General features: G+C 55.9%; 17 protein-coding genes and 1 pseudogene. 4 read left to right on the plus strand and 14 right to left on the minus strand.

The window, feature by feature from the left end; genetic code table 11:
- The first annotated feature begins 1 nt into the window (after window position 1).
- Both rlmD and I5P96_RS09020 read left to right on the plus strand, forming a co-directional pair.
- Complete coding sequence (gene rlmD / locus I5P96_RS09015; protein ID WP_223381710.1) at window positions 2–1,375, plus strand: 23S rRNA (uracil(1939)-C(5))-methyltransferase RlmD; 1,374 nt, start codon at window positions 2–4, stop codon at window positions 1,373–1,375.
- A gap of 314 nt (window positions 1,376–1,689) precedes the next feature.
- Window positions 1,690–2,078 (plus strand): annotated as a pseudogene (locus tag I5P96_RS09020) (helix-turn-helix domain-containing protein); the annotation flags it as partial.
- A gap of 120 nt (window positions 2,079–2,198) precedes the next feature.
- On the opposite strand, the gene I5P96_RS14290 reads toward I5P96_RS09020, so the two are convergent.
- Both I5P96_RS14290 and I5P96_RS09030 read right to left on the minus strand, forming a co-directional pair.
- Window positions 2,199–2,516, minus strand: coding sequence for a helix-turn-helix domain-containing protein (locus I5P96_RS14290; protein WP_411703207.1), 318 nt, complete (start codon window positions 2,514–2,516; stop codon window positions 2,199–2,201).
- A 104-nt stretch (window positions 2,517–2,620) separates the two neighbouring features.
- Window positions 2,621–3,694 (minus strand): DUF4145 domain-containing protein, encoded by a 1,074-nt coding sequence (locus I5P96_RS09030; protein WP_223381712.1) that lies wholly within the window; start codon window positions 3,692–3,694, stop codon window positions 2,621–2,623.
- Between the two features lie 83 nt (window positions 3,695–3,777).
- Here I5P96_RS09030 and I5P96_RS09035 point away from each other — a divergent pair, with 83 nt between their 5' ends.
- Complete coding sequence (locus I5P96_RS09035) at window positions 3,778–4,197, plus strand: IS630 transposase-related protein (protein WP_223381714.1); 420 nt, start codon at window positions 3,778–3,780, stop codon at window positions 4,195–4,197.
- Complete coding sequence (locus I5P96_RS14295; protein ID WP_223381716.1) at window positions 4,175–4,549, plus strand: transposase; 375 nt, start codon at window positions 4,175–4,177, stop codon at window positions 4,547–4,549. Before I5P96_RS09035 ends, I5P96_RS14295 begins: the two co-directional genes overlap by 23 nt.
- On the opposite strand, the gene I5P96_RS09045 is transcribed toward I5P96_RS14295, so the two are convergent.
- The 12 genes from I5P96_RS09045 to rpoC all read right to left on the minus strand — a co-directional run bounded on the left by I5P96_RS09045 (window position 4,542) and on the right by rpoC (window position 20,591).
- Entirely contained in the window at window positions 4,542–4,889 is a 348-nt protein-coding gene (locus tag I5P96_RS09045) for a cupin domain-containing protein (RefSeq protein WP_223381718.1), read from the minus strand. The two genes, I5P96_RS14295 and I5P96_RS09045, sit on opposite strands and share 8 nt — an antisense overlap.
- A gap of 422 nt (window positions 4,890–5,311) precedes the next feature.
- A complete protein-coding gene (locus I5P96_RS09050; protein WP_223381720.1) occupies window positions 5,312–6,595 on the minus strand; it encodes a sensor histidine kinase in 1,284 nt (427 codons plus the stop codon).
- Entirely contained in the window at window positions 6,588–7,304 is a 717-nt protein-coding gene (locus I5P96_RS09055) for a LytR/AlgR family response regulator transcription factor (RefSeq protein WP_223381722.1), read from the minus strand. The genes I5P96_RS09050 and I5P96_RS09055 overlap by 8 nt, the downstream gene beginning before the upstream one ends.
- Window positions 7,305–7,373: 69 nt before the next feature.
- Window positions 7,374–8,744, minus strand: coding sequence for a sodium-dependent transporter (locus tag I5P96_RS09060; protein WP_223381724.1), 1,371 nt, complete (start codon window positions 8,742–8,744; stop codon window positions 7,374–7,376).
- Window positions 8,745–8,921: 177 nt separating this feature from the next.
- Complete coding sequence (locus I5P96_RS09065) at window positions 8,922–9,410, minus strand: GNAT family N-acetyltransferase (protein WP_097792418.1); 489 nt, start codon at window positions 9,408–9,410, stop codon at window positions 8,922–8,924.
- A gap of 227 nt (window positions 9,411–9,637) precedes the next feature.
- Window positions 9,638–11,185 (minus strand): glutamine-hydrolyzing GMP synthase, encoded by a 1,548-nt coding sequence (gene guaA / locus I5P96_RS09070; protein WP_097792474.1) that lies wholly within the window; start codon window positions 11,183–11,185, stop codon window positions 9,638–9,640.
- Window positions 11,186–11,282: 97 nt separating this feature from the next.
- Window positions 11,283–11,912, minus strand: a complete 630-nt coding sequence (locus tag I5P96_RS09075) for a GyrI-like domain-containing protein (RefSeq protein WP_223381726.1) — start codon at window positions 11,910–11,912, stop codon at window positions 11,283–11,285.
- Between the two features lie 208 nt (window positions 11,913–12,120).
- Entirely contained in the window at window positions 12,121–13,323 is a 1,203-nt protein-coding gene (gene tuf, locus I5P96_RS09080; RefSeq protein ID WP_223381728.1) for an elongation factor Tu, read from the minus strand.
- 172 nt (window positions 13,324–13,495) lie between these two features.
- Complete coding sequence (gene fusA, locus I5P96_RS09085) at window positions 13,496–15,622, minus strand: elongation factor G (RefSeq protein ID WP_118551986.1); 2,127 nt, start codon at window positions 15,620–15,622, stop codon at window positions 13,496–13,498.
- A gap of 24 nt (window positions 15,623–15,646) precedes the next feature.
- Entirely contained in the window at window positions 15,647–16,117 is a 471-nt protein-coding gene (rpsG, locus tag I5P96_RS09090; protein ID WP_005930552.1) for a 30S ribosomal protein S7, read from the minus strand.
- Window positions 16,118–16,276: 159 nt separating this feature from the next.
- Window positions 16,277–16,705, minus strand: coding sequence for a 30S ribosomal protein S12 (gene rpsL / locus I5P96_RS09095; RefSeq protein WP_005940205.1), 429 nt, complete (start codon window positions 16,703–16,705; stop codon window positions 16,277–16,279).
- Between the two features lie 310 nt (window positions 16,706–17,015).
- Window positions 17,016–20,591 carry a DNA-directed RNA polymerase subunit beta' gene (rpoC, locus tag I5P96_RS09100; protein ID WP_223381730.1) on the minus strand — a complete coding sequence of 1,192 codons (3,576 nt, stop codon included), beginning with the start codon at window positions 20,589–20,591 and terminating at the stop codon, window positions 17,016–17,018.
- Window positions 20,592–20,629: the final 38 nt, after the last annotated feature.

The following is a 20,629-nucleotide window of genomic DNA, read 5'->3' on the forward strand; positions in this document are numbered from 1 at the left end:
CATGCCCTTACAGAAAAATCAGGTGCTGACCCTGACCATTGAGCGGCTTTCCAACGACGGAAGCGGCGTGGCACACTCGCCGGACAGCGAGGCCGTGTTCGTGCCCGGCACCGCCCCCGGCGATGAAGCCGACATCCGCATCGTCAAGGACTGCGGCCGCTATGCCTTCGGCATTCTGGACACCCTGCGCACCCCCTCGCCGGACCGCATCCCCGTGGACTGCGCCGTGGCAGGCCCCTGCGGCGGCTGCAGCCTGCGGCACCTGGATTACGCCGCCGAGCTTCGGGCCAAGCAGGAAAACGTCGTCGATGCGTTCCGCCGCATCGGCGGGCTGGATGTGCCGGTGCTGGACGCCCTCCCCTCCCCCGAAGTGGACCGCTACCGCAACAAGGTCCAGTTCCCGGTCGGGCGTGACAAGAACGGCGCCCCCTGCATCGGCTTCTACGCCGGTCGCACCCACCGCATCGTCCCCTGCCCCGACTGCAAGCTGCAGCCCGGCATCCTGAACGACATCGGCAACGCATTGTGCAACTTTTTCGGTGCACACGGCATCCAGCCCTACGATGAGGCTTCCGGCAAGGGCCTGGTGCGGCACATCTTCCTGCGCCGGGGTGCGCACAGCGGCCAGATCATGGTCTGCATCGTCTGCACCCGCGCAAAGCTCCCCCACAGCGCCGAACTCGTCGAGCAGCTGACCGCACAGTTCCCGGACATTGCCACCGTCCTCGTGAACGTCAACCCCAGGAACACCAACGTCATTCTGGGCACAGAGACCCACACCCTCTGCGGTCCCGGCTTCATCGAGGACACCCTCTGCGGCGTTCCGGTGCGGCTTGGCCCCCTGTCGTTCTATCAGGTCAACACCCTCGCCGCCGAGCAGCTCTACGGCATCGCCGCCGAATACGCTCAGCTCCAGCCGGACGACCTTCTGCTGGACCTCTACTGCGGCATGGGTACCATCGGCCTTTCGATGGTGGACCGCTGCCGCTCGCTCATCGGCGTGGAGATCGTCCCCGAAGCCATCGACAGCGCCAAGGCCAACGCGGCCCGCATGGGCGAATCCGTCGCCGCCAGAAGCCGCTTCTTCTGCGCCGACGCGGGCAAAGCCGCATCTCAGCTCGCCGCCGAGGGCCTCCACCCCGACGTCATCGTCCTCGACCCGCCCCGCAAAGGCTGTGACGAGGCCACCCTTTCCGCCGTCGTCGCCATGTCCCCCCGCCGGGTCGTCTACGTCAGCTGCAACCCCTCCACCGCCGCAAGAGACGCCAAGTGGCTGGAAACACAAGGCTACCGCACCGAGAAGGTCCAGCCGGTGGATCTGTTTCCGAGGACGAAGCATTGCGAGGTTGTGAGTTGTTATACCAAAACGATGTAACAAACGCAACCCTCAAGCCACGTCGAAGCGATAGTTTCGCTACAAAGAGAAATCTAGTGGAAATCATCCGTTTTACGTTGTTTTCTCGTCATGTTGTGTTCGATTGCGAGGGCGATAAATTCCGTAATAAGCGTATTGAGGACTATATCACCGTTTCAGTAGCCATTGATATGGAGTGTGGGACACAAAAAAATGAATGTTCAGAATGGAAAGGATATCGTGAGAACGGTGTCCTTTCCTCATAGGCTTTGCCGCAGATTTTGAAAAAAGTCTGCGGCTTTTTTCATGCCCAAATTCAGAAAGGAGGCGACGCCATGTACTTTACTTCCGGCCAAGACCGGGCCTTTGAACGGCTGATGCAGGAAAAGCCCAGTTTCGATCACTACGACGGCGGCGGGGCGAACGCGCCGGAGGATTGCGGCAGTTACCGCTTCTATCGCCCGGATTGGAAATATCAATACTGCGTGTATGCAGAGTGTCTCTATCAGCCGGGCAAGCTGACCGCCCTTGCTGCGGTCAAATTCACAGTGAAAGGAGCTGACGATGATATGGCAGTATTCCGCGTGGAGAAGAACAAAGGCTATACGGTGATGTCAACCACCACCTGCGGAACAAAGCCCTGTCCCTGAAAGCCAAGGGCCTGCTGTCACAAATGCTGTCCTTGCCGGAGGATTGGGACTACACCCTATCCCCCTTAGCAATATCAATAATAACTGGTAAAATTATATCATATTTTAAGTGAAGTCGAAACCAGTGTGTTTAATAAAACGAAAAGCGCCGGGCGCGGGGGCTACATGGCCTCTGCGTCCGGCGCTCTTTTTTCTTATGCCTGCCCCATCGGGAAGTGTGGCAGTTCTTCCAGCAGCTTCAAAATAAGGTGCTGCCTCATATCTTCGTCAACAGTCGGCTCGTCGATCATAGGGGTGTAGTGTTCGATCACCTTTTCTTTGGCCCACTTCTCACCGGCGACGGCGGCCCTGATGGTATCAGTGTCCAGTAACATTTCCTGTTCACCCATCGTGTCAACTCCTGTCGTTTTTTGTCTTATTCCAGCATACCACAGAACCGGCAGGAAAACCAGCGCCGGAAACATTTTCCTACGCATTTCAAAGCCCGTTCCGACAGGGATTTGATAAATCATTCTGCCACCCCACCGACCAACGCCGAAAAGCCTTGATTTCTGTGGGCTTTTTGCCCCCTAAATGCGTAGATGGTTAACCTTGTTATGGGCAAACAAATAATTTCTCACGAAGGAAAAATATCTTCCAAATTATATATCATTCGAGAAATATCATCTATTTTCAATAACAACCATTCTTCTGTTTGACCAATACTCGAAACTGCTGAAGTTAGGGTAGCTGTAATCAGGTTGCCTTCTTTTAACTTTAGATTTTTTATCATTTCACATTGTGGCAATGTTAAATCAACCACAACTGGATAAAGATTATTTAGATCAATCAATGTCATCTCGTGGAAATACTCTGAAATGTCTATTTCGTTAATATAGTAAACTGATACAAAAATCATTTTTTCCACATTGGGACTAATTTGCAGATTGATGTCTTTTGTTTGGTGCAAAACATTTCTATGTTTGTAAAGATATTCTCTTAAATTCGATTTTTTTGCCTTAACAAAATCCGCAATAAGATCTTCCTCGCTTCTATCATCCACTTTAATTGCTAACGGATGTAAGCAAGCTTTGTACTGGACAATCATATCAAAGGCGTGTTGCTCTAACTCGTTTTCGTCTAACTGCTTAAAGGAAATATTGTAGTGCATGCAATCGTTTCGCAATTTTCGAACAGTATGTAGTGCATCTTTTATGTCGCTTGTAATTACTCCGTCTTGATACAACTTGTCTATTCGCTTTTCTTGAGTTTTTACATCTGCAAGTTTATGTTTTGCTACTAAATATCTACAGTATTCTTCGCAAGCAATTCCAACAACTGCAATTGTTCCTGTATAAAAACCAAAACTATATAGTTGCTCTGCTTCTTTCAGAAGATCCAAAAATTTTTCTTCCTGAGGGAGAAATCCAATGTCGCTTAACTTATACCAGCGTTCTACAATCTCCTCTGCGTTTTGAGCGATTTTCTCTTGAACAATACTAATCAAGGCCTTCTTATCTCTGTCTATGTACGCCTGCCGATCAATATCTGGAATGTCAGGATATTCATTTTTGATAAAATCAATATACATCATAGCACCTCTCAATTTGCCAAAAACAATAGGATTATTTTTATTATCGCAATTTTCAAAAATAGTGCCAATCAAAACGGCATCTTTGCGATATGCAGTTTGCGGATGTTGCTTGTGCATTATAGCAATTTTCAATAATACAGCAGCGAGTACTTTAACTTTTGAGAAAAAGTGGTATAACAGAAACAAAGAAGGTGAGTGCTATGCTGCACAACGAAGCTCGAAAGTTGATTCTGGAAGGATACGATAAGGGTATCAGCGTAAAGGAACTGGCAAAGTGCTTTTCTGTAAACACCTGTTCGATCTATCGTTTGCTGAAGCGTCGGAACGAAACAGGCAGCTACGAAACTCAAACGAATCTCCGTGGAAAGAAGCCTAAATTGTCAGATGTAGATCATCAGCACATCCTTTCGCTTCTGGAGAAACAGCCGGATATCACTTGTCTGGAGATCATTGAAACGTTGAATTTTCCCGTCAGCATTGATACTGTCTGGCGTTTTCTTCAGAAAGCAGGATATCGCCGTAAGAAGAAATCTCTTCATGCCAGTGAACAGGAGCGTCCCCGATGTGGCACAGAAGAGAAAGAACTGGAACGGCCTTATGTCTGGATTCAAGGTAAGTGACCTTGTATTTCTGGATGAAAGTGGTTGCAATACAGATATGACAAGGCGGTATGCCTATTCACTTGGAGGAAGCAGAGCTGTCGATTCTGCACCACTTTCCAAGCCCAAGAACACAACTATTCTGTCATCCATCCAGTTGGATGGGACACTACACTATACGACTTTCTCAGGTGGAACGACTGTGGAGAGGTTTAAGCGGTATCTGGAAACTGATTTGCTTCCCCATCTGAACGGCAATTCTGTCCTCGTGATGGATAATATGAAATCGCACCATGCAAAGGCAGTGCGTCCCACGCGGCGCACTGCCTTTTTGCTGCTACGGTTACAAAAAGCTCCAAACCGCTTCACCTGACGAAATCCTCCCGCATGGGGGTGAAGATATCCAGCAGGATGCCCGCTTCGGTGCAGACACAGCCATGCTCGACACCGTCTTCTTTCAAGATGGTGTCCCCGGCGTGGACCGTTCTGGTCACACCGTCCACCGTGAACGCGAACGCTCCCGACACTACATAAGTGATCTGGGTGTGCGGGTGGTGGTGCAGCGCTCCCACTGCACCCTTTTCAAACGTGTTTTCTACACACATCAGGCCATCGGTATAGGCCAGCACCCGGCGGGTGACCCCCGTGCCTGCGGGCTGGGGCAGAGCGTCCGCATGAAAGACCCAGCGCTGTTTCTTTTCCGGCAGATCCATATCAGATTCCTTCTTTCTTGTTTCTGGCAAAGCCATTTTTTCCATTATAAAAGACCGGAGCCTCTTTGACAAGGGCTCCGGCCTGATCTCAAACAAAAAAGTCCCATCCGAAGCTCTCATCGCTGCTGCCTCTCTGCTCCGACATCCCGTTCCCACACAACGATGCCGGAAGAAGCAACATTTGGAAGAGTCTCTATGAACAGCAATCCCCCGATCACCGTCAAGAGCTTCGTCAGGACTTTTACCAGACAAGGCCGCCTGCACCGCCACACGCTCTGCGGTGCCGTATGAACCCGTTCCGCGCTTCCGGATCGCTCCGGCCGCAATGCGCCGTTCTTGGCTCTCTGCCTTATTCTTGCCCAGATTATAGCAAATATTCACCCAAATTTCACGCAAAATGTCATATTCTGCGGGGGAGGATGTCATATTCTGTGCACCGGCACCGAACAGGTGAACCGGAACCATTTGTCCCGGCAGCTGATGGCGTACTCTCCCTGATACTTGCGGAGCACATCCGTCACATTCCACAGGCCAATGCCGTGGCCCGGCTCCTTTTTGGTGCTGCGTGGGAGCTGACCGTCCGGCAGGTCCAGATCCTCCCGGACCCGGTTGCGAACGGACAGCAGCAGTTCCTCCTCCGTTTTCCGCATCCGGAAATAGACTTCCGGCGGGTCGGCCTGGGCGGCAGCGTCGATGGCGTTGTTGAGCAGGTTGGAGACGACCATCACAAGGTCGGTCTTTTCGAGCGGGATCGCCCGCAGGTCGGGCAAGTCAAAGTAGAGCATGACCCCCTTGCGGGTGGCCTCCTCGTATTTCTTGCTCAGCAGCGCATCCAGCAGCGGATTGTGCGTGTTCATGATAGTGGTATGGGCCGCGATGATCTTTGTGACCGTGGCAAGGTACGCTTTGGCTTCCTCGTATTCGCCCTGTTGCAGCAAAAGCGTCAGCGCCTCGATGTGGTTGGTGAACTCGTGGGTCAGGCGGCGCTGGGTGGTGTAGGAGTCCATCAGCGCTTCAGCCCGCTCCCGCTCCAGCGCCGTCTGCACATGAAGCTCCTGCTGCCGGGCCATCTGCTGATTGAACATCTGGACGATGTACATGTGGAGGAGCACCGCCACCGTCAGGCCCAGCGTCAGCAGCACCATGAGGGAATCGGCGGGTTCGTCCTTCGCCGAAAGCATCAGGACTACGTTCAGCACCACGACGATGCCGGGGAAAAAGGACATGACCAGCGCCTGCGGGGATTCGAGCGCCCGCTCATCCTTCCACTGGTGCGAGAAATAGGCCACCACCACGCCCACGATGAGGTTCGTGAGCGTCATGGTCACAAGACATCCGGGCCGCTGCCAGGCCACCTGAAGCGACGTTCCGGTCACCCAGGAGACCACATAGCGGACCGTGTTTTCGGAGAGCAGGCACATGGTGCCGTTGATGAGGGCGGCGGTCAGCTTCTGGGGCAGCGTCCCGCCGAACAGCAGGGTGGACAGCAGAACATAGCCCACATTGTACCAGACGGTCTCCAGCGTGAAAAAGCCGATCTGGAAGATCAGACTGAACGCCAGCATCCCGACCACCAGAACAACGCTCCAGAACCCGACATGCTTCACCCGCCCTTTGCCGAGGTAAGCGCGATCCACCAGCAGGAAAGCGGCCCACTGCGACACGCAGACCATGTGCCCGCTGAAGAACCAGGATATCTCATTCATCGCCAAACTGCCCCTTCCATTCCAGATAGGTCTCCCGGATGGCCGCATAGCCGTTCCGGCTGACGCTCAGTTCCACCCCGTTGCGCATCGTGACCTTGTACCCGCTGATCTGGCGGATGTAGCGCATGTTGACCACATCGCTCCGCCCCACCCGCAGAAAGCCGTTCTCGAACAGCACCTGCGGCAGATCGGTCAGCTTGCCGTAATAGGAGCAGAGCGGCTGATGCGGCACATCCCCATAGACATTGACCTTGCGCAGGTCGCTTTCCAGGCAGTAGATGCTGTCGTAGGGCAGCTCGATGCTGGTGCGGTTCTGCCGGATGGTCAGCACCTTGCGGCTGCGGGCGATCTTTTCGTGGAAGAGCGCCTCCAGGCAGCTGGGCAGCATCCGTTCCAGATCCCGTTTGAGAATGTACCGGAACGCCTGGACCGTGTAGCCCTCCGGGGCAAATTCCAGATAGGCCGAGATGTAGATCAGGCAGATCTCCGGGCTGCGCTCCCGCAGCTGACGCCCCAGCGAGATGCCGTTCATGGTATCCAGATCCACATCCAGCAGCGCCACCTGATACAGTTCCAGATCCGGCACGGCCAGTGCTTCTTCGCCGCTGGTGCAGACCACGATCTCCGCCGGGATCTCCAGACAGGCCCAGACCAGCTGCTCCACCCGTGCGGCAAACCGCGCGTCGTCATCACAGATCAACATGTGCATGGTCGGTGTCCCCTTCTTTTGAAAAAAGCGGGCTCCCCGATGCGAAGAGTCCGCCCTTTCGAATGTGCATTACGCAAAGAATTTGTCGTAGAGGCCGAAGGCAAAGATGAACAGAACGATCAGCGGCAGACCATAGGTCAGATAGCCGCGCATCCAGTCCTGCATCTTGGGACCTTCGCCGGTGTTGACTTCCTGTTTGTAGTTCTTCCAGCCCCAGCCGCAGCGAGAAACGCAGAACAGCAGATAGACCAGCGAGCCCAGCGGCAGGAACAGGTTGCTGACGAGGAAATCCTCAAAATCCAGCACCGCACCGCCGAAGACTGCAAAGCCGTCCCAGCTCCACACATTGTACCCCAGCACACAGGGCATGGACAGCGCCGCGATGAGGAACAGGTTCACAAGGCTGGATTTTTTGCGGGAGCAGCCGGTCAGCTCCATGCCGCAGCAGATGATGTTCTCGAAGACGGCCAGCACGGTGGAAAGCGCCGCAAAGGCCATGAACAGGAAAAACAGGCTGCCCCACAGCCGGCCCATCGCCATGTTGGCGAAGATGTTGGGCAGGGTGATGAAGATCAGGCTGGGGCCGGCAGTTTGGTCCACACCGTAGGTGAAGCAGGCCGGGAAGATGATAAGGCCAGCCGTGATGGCCACGAAGGTATCCAGCGCCACGATGCGGATGGACTCGCCCAGCAGAGCATGTTCCTTGCCGATGTAGCTGCCGAAGATGGACATGGCACCGATGCCAAGGCTCAGGGTGAAGAAAGCCTGATTCATGGCACCCACCAGCGTATTGACCGCGCCGACCTCTTTCATGCGGGCAAAGTCCGGCACGAGATAGAAGCGCAGGCCCTCCTTAGCGCCGGGCATGAACAGGCTGTTGACGGCCAGAATGACCATGATGACGAGCAGAGCGATCATCATGACCTTGGTCACCCGCTCCAGACCATTCTGCAGGCCCTTGGCACAGACCAGGATGCCGAACGCCACCACGAAGATCATCCAGAACGCCATGATGCCGGGGCTTGCCAGCATCTCGCTGAAGGCATTTGATACCTGGTCTGCATTCAGACCGGCCAGCTTTCCGGTGGCAGTCATGTAAAAATAGTGCAGCATCCAGCCTGCAACGGTGGTGTAGAACATCATCAGCAGATAACAGCCGATGAGGGTGAAATAGCCGTGGATGTGCCACTTCTGGCCCGGCTTTTCCAGCGCCTGATAGGCGCGCACCGGGCTTTTGCGGCTGGCGCGGCCCACTGCAAACTCCATGGTCATAATGGGCAGGCCCAGAATGATGAGGAACAGCAGATAGAACAGCACGAAGGCACCGCCGCCGCCCTGCCCCGCCATATAGGGGAATTTCCAGACATTGCCGATGCCGATGGCACAGCCCGCCGAGAGCAGGATGAAGCCCAGCCGCGATTTTAGGGTCTCACGTTCCATGATAAAATGTTCTCCTCTGTAATCCATTTGCCCCGGTCTGCCTTTTGCAGCTTGCAGCCGGGCACAACAGAATTATTATATCACAGTTTTCCCCCATTGGGGAGGAGTCGCATGACGTTTCAGAAGAGAAAAAGATTCATTTTTAACCGTTCTAAAAGGAGCGGAATTTGATAGCATTCAAAACGTCAGCCGCATCTGATACCATGTCACGCCGCCGTGCACAGACCCGGAAACGCCCTCGCTGACAAAACCGAATCGGGCGTAATAATGCACCAGTTTGTCCTTGCAGGTGAGCACAAGGCCCTTTCTTCCCTGCTGTTTTGCCGCCGCAATGGCCGTTTCCAGCAATTGCCCAGCCAGGCCGCGCCGCCGGTATTCCGGCAGCGTGTTGACCCCAAAGATCATCTGCCATGCACCGTTTTCGTTGTGGAGCGAGGCATCTGCGTACATTGCATCGGTCAGGTCTGCCGCGTCCGTGACCATGCCGTCCACAAAGGCTGCGAGTGTTTCGTCCTCCCACAGGAGCCAGAAATGATTTCCATAATACCGCAGCCGCTCGGCAAATTCTGCACGGGTCGCTGCCTCTGCCGCCGGGAAGCACTCTGCCTCCACCGCTGCAATGGCGTCGAGATCCTGCTCGACTGCGGTTCGAATCGTTTGTGCCATGTTTTTTCTCTCCCTTTCTCATGCTGTGCCGTCCGAGCCGTTTCCGGTCGGGCTTGCGGCGGCGATTGGCCATCCGCAGTCCGCGCTGAATGGCGGGACGTCGCAGCGGAACACACTATGACTGCTAAAATCATAGCATACGCCGCGCAACTTATCAAGGCCCGCTGGATGCACAAGCCCCCGCCAACACCTGCTGGCGGGGGCTTGTGATTGATTTTTGTGAAACGTTATTCGAGCTCGATCGTGGCGGGCGGCTTACCGGTGCAATCGTAGAACACGCGATTGACATGTTTGACCTCATTCACGATGCGGCTGGTGACAGTGCCCAGAACATCCCAAGGCATGTTATAGCTTTCGGCAGTCATGAAGTCGGTGGTAGTGACAGCGCGCAGAGCCACAGCGTAGTCATACGTGCGCTCGTCACCCATAACACCGACGCTACGCATGTTGGTCAGAGCTGCGTAATACTGGTTGATCTCCTTGTCCAGACCAGCCTTCGCGATCTCCTCACGCCAGATGGCGTCTGCGTCCTGCACGATGGCGACCTTTTCGGGGGTCACTTCGCCGATGATGCGGATGCCCAGACCGGGGCCGGGGAACGGCTGACGGCTGACCAGATACTCCGGCAGGCCCAGCTCACGGCCGACCTGACGGACCTCGTCCTTGAACAGGTTGCGCAGAGGCTCGACCAGTTCCTTGAAGTCCACCGTGTCGGGCAGGCCGCCGACATTGTGGTGGCTCTTGATAACGGTGGACTCGCCGCCCAGACCGCTCTCGACAACATCGGGATAGATGGTGCCCTGTGCCAGGAAATCTACCTTGCCGATCTTCTTGGCCTCTTCCTCGAAGACGCGGATGAACTCCTCGCCGATGATCTTGCGCTTGCGTTCCGGCTCGGTGACGCCTGCCAGCTTGCCAAAGTAACGCTCACGGGCATCCACGCAGACGAAGTTGATATCAAAGTTGGGGTTGCCGGGGCCGAAGACGGCGCAGACCTCTTCCTTTTCGTTTTTGCGGAGCAGGCCGTGATCCACGAAAACGCAGGTCAGCTGCTTGCCGACCGCCTTGGCCAGCATAGCCGCCAGGACCGAGGAATCCACGCCGCCGGACAGGGCGCACAGCACCTTGCCGTCGCCGATCTCTTCCCGCAGGGCCTTGACGTTGTTCTCCACGAAAGAGTCCATCTTCCAGTCGCCCGTACAGCCGCAGACGTTGTACACGAAGTTGTGCAGCATCTTCTTGCCCTCGGCGGTGTGCAGGACTTCCGGATGGAACTGGACGGCATACAGGCCCTTCTCTGCATTTTCCGCAGCGGCCACCGGGCAGTTCACCGTGTGCGCCGTGATCCGGAAATCGGGTGCTGCCTGCTCAATGTAGTCGTTGTGGCTCATCCAGCAGATGGTGGAGGGCTGAACATCCGCAAACATCTTGCTGGAATTGTCCACGAAGACCTCCGTTTTGCCGTATTCACGCTCCGGTGCACGGCAGACATGACCGCCCAACAGGTGCATCATCAGCTGGCTGCCGTAGCAGATGCCCAGGATGGGCACACCCCAGTTGAAGATCTCCGGGTCGATCGTCGGGGAATCCTCCAGATAGACGCTGTTGGGGCCGCCGGTGAAGATGATGCCCTTCGGGTTCTTGGCCTTGATCAGTGCCAGATCCGTCTTGTAGGAATAGATTTCACAGTAGACATTGTTCTCGCGGACGCGGCGGGCAATCAGCTGGTTATACTGGCCGCCGAAATCCAGAACGATCACGGTTTCGTGCTGCATGATATTCTCCTCCCTGTTGCAGGTGTGCTTTTATAGATAAGAACAGTATAGCACATTTCACAACCAAAATCGACATCTTTTGTGGATTTGACCGGATTTATTTTTTTCGAATTGGGTGCCGCAGGACTGTCTTGCACTTTTCCGGAACCGTGCGGCGAGGGTCGGAGAGATAGATCTCATGGTGGCGTCGGGCTGCAAAGTCAACCTCATATCCCTGCACCTCCGCAAAGGCGTCCATCTGGCGCAGTGTTTCCGGCTCACTGTCGTATGAACCAAGGTGCAGACACTGAACACAAAGCCCCTCGTCATAATGGAAGAATTGCGCCTTCGAGAAATCCTTCCGTTTTTTGGCGGTCGCTTCCTGCACAGCCCAGTCAAACTCAGCTTTCGTCACGAACTCCGGCAGGCGGATCATCGACGTCCACTCGAATGTCTCCTTATGGGCATAATCGACCCCATCAACGTCTGCCTGATGCCACAGGCCCTCCAGCGGCGGAACGACATATTCGAAGTAACCGTCGATCTTGTGACTCCCCTTATAGCTCATCTTGATGGTAAAAGCAATGCCGTACAGCAGCTCCATCGCTGCCTGGTATTCACCATCCGGCTCATTGGGGTCGCCTTTTCCCTGCACCGCCACAAAATTCATGGGCGGGATGGTCACAAGGGATGGTTTCTTCGGCGGCAGATAAAATTCCTTGTACTCTTTCTTATAGTCAAAGGCCATCGTTTACACCCTCCGGAGATTTATTCTGTTTCAAGTGTATCACAACAACCAAAATTTGTAAAGTCGATTTTTATCAAAACGAAAAAGCCCTTCTGTGACAGGCGAAGAAGGGCTGGTATAAACAAAAAAGAGCGTTCCCACTCTCCGGAATGGGAACGCTCTTTGTAAGTTTAACCTTATGCCTTAGAACAAGCGCGAAGGGTCAAAATCACTCAATGATCTTGCCGACAACGCCGGAACCAACGGTACGGCCACCCTCACGGATAGCGAAACGCAGGCCCTCTTCCATAGCAACGGGGGTCAGCAGCTCAACGTGCATCATGACGTTATCGCCAGGCATGCACATCTCGGTGCCTTCCGGCAGGGTGATGATGCCGGTCACGTCGGTGGTACGGAAGTAGAACTGAGGACGATAGTTGGAGAAGAACGGGGTGTGACGGCCGCCTTCGTCCTTGGTCAGAACGTAGACCTGAGACTCGAAGACCTTGTGGGGGTGAACAGAACCCGGCTTTGCCAGGACCTGGCCACGCTCGATCTGAGTACGATCAACACCACGCAGCAGAGCGCCGATGTTATCGCCAGCCTCAGCGAAGTCCAGAGACTTACGGAACATTTCCAGACCGGTGATGGTGGTGTTCAGGCGATCGGGCTTGATGCCGACGATCTCCATAGCGTCGCCAACCTTGGCAACACCACGCTCGACACGGCCGGTAGCAACGGTACCACGGCCAGAAATGGTCATGACATCCTCGATGGGCATCAGGAAGGGCTTGTCCTCCTCACGATCCGGGTTGGGGATGTAGGTGTCAACAGCGTCCATCAGCTCCTTGATGCACTCGTAAGCAGGATCAGAAGGATCGTTGGGAGCCTCCAGAGCCTTCAGAGCAGAACCACGGATGATCGGGGTATCGTCACCGGGGAAGTCATACTCGCTCAGCAGCTCGCGGATCTCCATCTCGACCAGATCCAGCAGCTCTTCGTCGTCGACCATATCGCACTTGTTCATGAAAACAACGATATAGGGCACGCCGACCTGACGAGCCAGCAGGATGTGCTCACGGGTCTGGGGCATGGGACCATCGGTAGCAGCAACGACCAGGATAGCGCCGTCCATCTGAGCAGCACCAGTGATCATGTTCTTGACGTAGTCAGCATGGCCCGGGCAGTCAACGTGAGCATAGTGACGAGCGTCGGTCTGATACTCAACGTGAGCGGAGTTGATCGTGATACCACGAGCACGCTCTTCGGGAGCCTTATCGATGTTGGCATAGTCCATGAACTCTGCATCACCCTTCAGTGCCAGGTACTTGGTGATCGCAGCGGTCAGAGTGGTCTTGCCGTGGTCAACGTGACCGATGGTGCCGATGTTAACATGCGGCTTGGAACGGTCAAATTTTGCCTTTTCAGCCATTGGAATATCCTCCCTTTATAATCGGATTGAATTTGGTTACAACAGTCCTGCAAAAACAGAATTGCATTGCAAAACTATTCTACTAGATTCAGCCTGTAAAATCAAGTGTTTTTACAGGAAATTTTGCCGGAGCTACACTACCCCGGCAAAATTCGTTTTTCAATTCAGGCAATCAAGCCTTGGTGCGGCCAGCAATGATCTGGTCGGCAATGTTCTTGGGCACCGGCTCGTAGTGAGACGGCTCCATGACATACTGGCCACGGCCCTGGGTCTTGGAACGCAGGTCGGTGGCGTAGCCGAACATCTGAGCCAGAGGAACGAAAGCGTTGACACGCTGCGTACCTGCCATTGCTTCCATGCCCTGGATCTGGCCACGGCGAGCATTCAGGTCGCCAATGACATCGCCCAGATACTCATCGGGAACGATGACAGCAACCTTCATGATGGGCTCGGTGATGATGGGGTCAGCCTTGCGCATAGCGTCCTTGAAAGCCATAGAACCTGCGATGGAGAAGGCCATTTCAGAGGAGTCGACCTCATGATAAGAACCATCCCACAGGGTGACCTTGACGTCAACGACAGGATAACCAGCCAGAACGCCAGCCTTCATAGCACCCTGGATACCGTTGTCGATAGCCGGGATGTATTCCTTCGGGATCGCGCCGCCAACGATGGCGTTGACGAACTCGTAACCCTTGCCGGGCTCGTTGGGCTCGATCTTGATCTTGACGTGACCATACTGGCCCTTACCACCGGACTGACGAGCGTACTTGGTCTCCTGGTTGGCCTCCTTGCGGATGGTCTCACGGTAAGCGACCTGAGGTGCGCCGACGTTTGCCTCGACCTTGAACTCACGCAGCAGACGGTCGACGATAATCTCCAGATGGAGCTCGCCCATGCCTGCGATGATGGTCTGGCCAGTCTCTTCGTCCGTGTAGGTCTTGAAGGTGGGGTCCTCTTCGGCCAGCTTTGCCAGCGCAATGCCCATCTTCTCATTGCCGGCCTTGGTCTTCGGCTCAATGGCAACGCGGATAACGGGCTCAGGGAACTTCATGGACTCCAGAATGATGGGATGATTCTCATCACACAGAGTATCACCAGTGGTGGTGTTCTTCAGACCGACAACGGCAGCGATATCACCTGCATAGCAGCAGTCGATATCTTTGCGGTGGTTGGAGTGCATCTGCAGGATGCGGCCCATGCGCTCCTTGCTGTCCTTCACGGAGTTGTAGACAGTGGTGCCTGCCTCAACCTTACCGGAGTAAACACGGAAGTATGCCAGCTTACCGACGAACGGGTCGGTAGCGATCTTGAAGGCCAGAGCAGCAAACGGAGCGTCATCAGAAGAAGGACGAGTCTCCTGCTCTTCGGTCTCAGGATTCACACCCTTGATGTCCTCGACATCGGTAGGAGCGGGCATGTAGTCCACGATCGCGTCCAGCAGCTTCTGAACGCCGCGGTTCTTGTAGGAAGAACCACAGACCACGGGCACCAGAGTGTTGGCGATGGTCTCCTTGCGGATCGCAGCCTTCAGCTCTTCACGCGTGATCTCCTCACCCTCCAGATACTTCTCCATCAGGACTTCGTCGTTCTCAGCAACAGCCTCGACCAGGATGTTGCGATACTCCTCAGCCTGTTCGACCATATCTTCGGGGATGGGCTCGGTACGCATATCATTGCCCATGTCGTCGTAGTAGACCTCAGCGTTCATATCGACCAGGTCAACGATACCACGGAAGGTATCCTCCTGACCGATAGGCAGCTGGATGGCCACGCCGTTGGCGTGCAGACGATCATGCAGCATCTTGATGCAGCGGAAGAAGTCAGCACCCATGGTGTCCATCTTGTTGACGTACACCATACGGGGGACTTTGTACTCATCAGCCTGACGCCAGACGGTCTCAGACTGAGGCTCGACACCGCCCTTAGCAGCCAGAACGGTCACAGAACCGTCCAGAACGCGCAGGGAACGCTGGACCTCAACGGTGAAGTCCACGTGGCCCGGAGTGTCGATGATGTTGATGCGGTGACGGTTCTTCTTGAACGCGACCGGATCCTTCTGGGTCTCGGAGTGAGACCAGTAGCAGGTGGTAGCAGCAGAAGTGATGGTGATACCACGCTCCTGCTCCTGAACCATCCAGTCCATGGTGGCGCCGCCATCGTGGACCTCACCGATCTTGTGGTTGATACCGGTGTAGTACAGGATACGCTCGGTAGTGGTCGTCTTGCCGGCATCGATATGGGCCATAATGCCGATATTTCTCGTCATCTGAAGAGAAACTTCTCTGGGAGTAGCCATGAAATTAACCTCCTACAGAACAGATCAATAACGGAAATGAGCGAAAGCCTTGTTGGCCTCAGCCATCTTGTGGGTGTCCTCGCGCTTCTTCACGGCGTTGCCAGTGTTGTTGGCAGCATCCATGATCTCGGCAGCCAGACGCTGGGCCATGGTCTTCTCACCACGGCTGCGGCTGTAAGCGGTCAACCAACGCAGGCCCAGGGTCTCGCGGCGGGCAGGGCTGACTTCCAGAGGAACCTGGTAGTTGGCACCACCGACGCGGCGGGTCTTGCACTCGAGGCTGGGCATGATGTTCTCCATCGCCTTCTCGAAAGTTTCCAGAGGATCGTTGCCGGTCTTCTCCTGAATCATGGAGAAAGCCTCGTAAACGATCTTCTGAGCGACGCCCTTCTTGCCATCCAGCATCACGCTGTTGACCAGACGGGTGACCATCTTGGAATTGTAAATAGGATCAGCTAAGACATCGCGCTTAGCAATGTTACCTCTTCTAGGCATCTTTCTTCCCTCCTTCACAGAATGATATCATCGGTACTCGAAAGTAATAAAACTCCCGTTGTGTCACAAAGAGCTGACCTTACATAAACCGTTACCCTCCGCAGTTGCGGACTTGTTATTTATATAATGGAAAGCCGTTTATGGCGGTTCGTTCCTTAATTACTTCTTCGCAGCACCGGCCTTAGGACGCTTCGCGCCGTACTTGGAGCGGGCCTGGTTACGGCCTGCCACACCCTGAGTATCCAGGGTACCACGGATGATGTGGTAACGCACACCGGGCAGGTCCTTAACACGGCCGCCACGGATCAGCACGACGGAGTGCTCCTGCAGGTTATGGCCGATACCGGGAATGTAAGAGGTGACCTCAATACCATTCGTGAGGCGGACACGAGCAACCTTACGCAGAGCAGAGTTAGGCTTCTTCGGGGTCATGGTACGAACAGCGGTGCAGACACCACGCTTCTGGGGGCTGTTCAGATCAGAATACTGTTTCTTCTGAGAATTGTAGCTCTTCAGCAGTGCGGGAGCGGTGCTCTTGGTAGCCAGGACCTGACGGCCTTTGCGTACAAGCTGGTTAAAAGTAGGCATTTTGTTTCTCCTTTCTTAATGATGAACATCGGACAGCTTCCGACTTTTTTGCCGCACTTCCCCTTCAGGGACGCGCAACAGTTATATAATACTCGTTTTGATTTGGAATGTCAACAGTTTTTCCAGAAAAATTTGCAATTATTCTCTTCTCTTTCCGTTTTGCCACAATGCCCGGCTTTTTCTGCAATCCCGTCCCCTGCCCGGCCTGCCGATGGCCGGAGCTGAACAGACAAACGACGCAAAAAGCCGCCCTGCGGGGCGATTTCCCACAGGGCGGCAATTGCAGTGCTTGAATTTCAGTTCCGGGCGCTTACTGCTGGCTTGCAGCAGCCATCTCAGCAGCGACAGCCTCGTCGCGCTCTGCCTCACGGCGCTTCAGATCCTCGCGGACCTCCGGGAGACCGGTACCGGCCGGGATCAGCTTACCGATGATGACGTTCTCCTTCAGACCGGCCAGCGGGTCGACCTTGCCCTTGATGGCAGCTTCGGTCAGGACACGGGTGGTCTCCTGGAAGGAAGCGGCGGACAGGAAGGACTCATTGGCCAGAGCAGCCTTGGTGATGCCGAGCAGCACCTGCTGATACTCGACCAGCTTGATGCCCTCTTCGCCTGCATCGATGCGCTTCTGGAGCTCGGCGTTGATGTTCTCCACTTCGAGGCGGTTGGCCAATGCGCCGCCGATCAGGTCGGAGGAACCGGAGTCGGTCACGCGGACCTTGCGGCACATCTGACGGACGATGACTTCGATATGCTTATCGTTGATCTCAACGCCCTGCAGACGGTAGACCTTCTGGACCTCGCTGATGAGGTAGTTCTGGACGTCCTCCAGACCCTTGATGGCCAGAATATCCTGCGGATACAGAACACCTTCGCGGGTGATGATGTCGCCCTTCTCCACACGGTCGCCGGGCATGACACGTGCATGCTGGGTGAACGGGATGGAGTAGCTCTTGACGACCTCTGCGCCCGTCTCATCGTGGCCGGTGACCTTGATGACGACGTTCTTCTTGGTGTCGTCCTGCGAGACGACGCCGGAGATCTCGCTCATGATGGCCATGCTCTTGGGGCGGCGGCTCTCGAACAGCTCCTCAACACGGGGAAGACCCTGGGTAATATCTTCTGCCGATGCGATACCGCCGGTATGGAAGGTACGCATGGTCAGCTGGGTGCCGGGCTCGCCGATGGACTCTGCTGCGATGACGCCGATGGACTCGCCCAGCTGGACGGGCTCACCGTTGGCCATATCGCTGCCGTAGCAGTGTGCGCAGACGCCCACCTTGGCGCGGCAGGTCAGCAGGCTGCGGATCTTCAGCTTGGTGATGCCGGCTGCCTCGATGTCGTTGGCATCGTACAGATCGATCATCTTGCCTTCGGGCACGATGACGTCGCCGGTGACGGGGTTGACCACGTCGCCCACGGCATAACGACCGATGATACGCTCACGGAAGCTCTCAATCTTCTCCTTGCCCTCGTGGATCTCAGAGACCCACAGGCCATCGCTGGTGCCGCAGTCGATCTCGCGGACGATGACCTCCTGAGAGACATCGACCATTCGACGGGTCAGGTAGCCGGAGTCCGCCGTACGCAGAGCGGTATCGGCCAGACCCTTACGAGCACCACGGGCAGAAACGAAATATTCCAGAATGTTCAGACCTTCACGGTAGTTGGCACGAATGGGCATCTCGATGGTCTTACCGGCGGTGTTTGCCAGCAGGCCGCGCATGCCAGCCAGCTGCTTGATCTGGTTCATAGAACCACGCGCACCGGAATCTGCCATCATGAAGATCTCGTTGTCCTTGGGCAGGTTTGCTGCCAGCGCCTTGGAGACCTTATCGGTCGTTGCCTGCCAGATGTTGATGGTCTGGGTGTAGCGCTCGTTCTCAGAGATCAGGCCGCGGTTGAACAGCTTGTTGACCTGGGAGACCTGCTTGTCTGCATCGGCGATCAGCTCGTCCTTCTGGGGCGGGATGACGGCGTCGCAGACTGCGACGGAGATGGCAGACAGCGTAGAGTACTTGTAGCCCTGTGCCTTGATGGCATCCAGCATCTTGGCGCAGGTGCGGGTGCCGTTGCGGGTCATGCAGCGGGAGATGATGTCGGGCAGGGTCTTCTTGGTCACGCGGAAGCTGACCTCGTACTCCAGCCAGTGCTCCGGATCGGTACGGTCGATATAACCGAGGTTCTGGGGCACCGGGGTGTTGAAGATGATGCGGCCGACGGTCGCATCGACCAGACCGGTGTGCTCGACACCGTCGATGGTCATGGTGCGACGGACCTTGATGGGAGCGTGCAGGGTGACGACATGCTCAGCGTATGCCATCAGGGCCTCGTTCTCATCGCGGAAGATCTTGCCTGCACCCTCTTCGTTCTCGCGAACGGTGGTCAGGTAGTAGCTGCCCAGGATCATATCCTGCGTCGGGACGGTAACAGGAGCGCCGTCCGAAGGCTTCAGCAGGTTGCCGGAAGCCAGCATCAGCATCTTGGCCTCACGGCAGGCATCCTCGCCCAGGGGCAGATGGACTGCCATCTGGTCGCCGTCGAAGTCGGCGTTGAATGCGGTACATGCCAGCGGGTGCAGCTTGATGGCACGGCCCTCGACCAGCACCGGGTTGAAGGCCTGGATGCCCAGACGGTGCAGGGTCGGTGCACGGTTCAGCAGGACCGGGTGGCCCTTGATGACGGTCTCCAGGCTGTCCCAGACTTCGGGCTTGGCGCGCTCGACCATCTTGCGGGCGGATTTGATGTTGTTGGCAACACCCTTCTCCACCAGATCCTTCATCACGAAGGGCTTGAACAGCTCCAGAGCCATCTCCTTGGGCAGACCGCACTGGTCCATCTTCAGCTCAGGGCCGACGACGATGACCGAACGGCCGGAGTAGTCGACACGCTTGCCCAGCAGGTTCTGGCGGAAGCGGCCCTGCTTGCCCTTCAGCAGATCGGAAAGGCTCTTCAGGGCGCGGTTGTTGGGGCCGGTGACCGGACGGCCGCGGCGGCCGTTGTCGATCAGGCTGTCCACTGCTTCCTGCAGCATCCGCTTCTCGTTGCGCACGATGATGTCCGGCGCACCCAGCTCCAACAGGCGGCGCAGACGGTTGTTGCGGTTGATGACGCGGCGGTACAGATCGTTCAGGTCAGACGTCGCGAAGCGGCCGCCGTCCAGCTGGACCATGGGGCGCAGGTCCGGGGGCAGAACGGGCAGAACGTCCATGACCATCCACTCCGGGCGGTTGCCGGAGATGCGGAAGGCCTCGACGACCTCCAGACGCTTCAGGATGCGGACCTTCTTCTGGCCGGAGGACTTCTCGACCTCAGCGGTCAGCTCAGCGCTCAGCTGATCCAGGTCGATCTCCTTCAGGAGCTCCTGGATGGCCTCGGCACCCATGGATGCCTCAAACTCGTCGCCGTAGCGCTCGCGCATCTCGCGGTACTCTTTCTCGGTCAGCAGCTGCTTCTTTTCCAGCGGGGTCAGACCGGGATCGGTGACGATATAGCTTGCAAAGTAGAGGACCTTCTCCAGCAGGCGGGGGCTGATGTCCAGCATCAGGCCGATGCGGCTGGGGATGCCCTTGAAGTACCAGATGTGGCTGACAGGGGCTGCCAGCTCGATGTGGCCCATGCGCTCACGGCGGACCTTTGCCTTGGTGACCTCGACGCCGCAGCGGTCGCAGATCTTGCCCTTATAGCGGATGCGCTTGTACTTGCCGCAGTGGCACTCCCAGTCCTTGGTGGGTCCAAAGATGCGCTCACAGTACAGGCCGTCGCGCTCCGGCTTCAGGGTGCGGTAGTTGATGGTCTCAGGCTTTTTGACCTCACCGTAGCTCCAGTTGCGGATCTGCTCCGGAGAGGCAAGGCCGATCTTAATGGAATCGAAAACGTTGTTTTCCATGAAACGAACCCTTTCTTAATCTCTCGTTGTTTCGATGA

This window comes from Faecalibacterium prausnitzii, assembly GCF_019967995.1.
Taxonomy (GTDB): domain Bacteria; phylum Bacillota; class Clostridia; order Oscillospirales; family Ruminococcaceae; genus Faecalibacterium; species Faecalibacterium prausnitzii_E.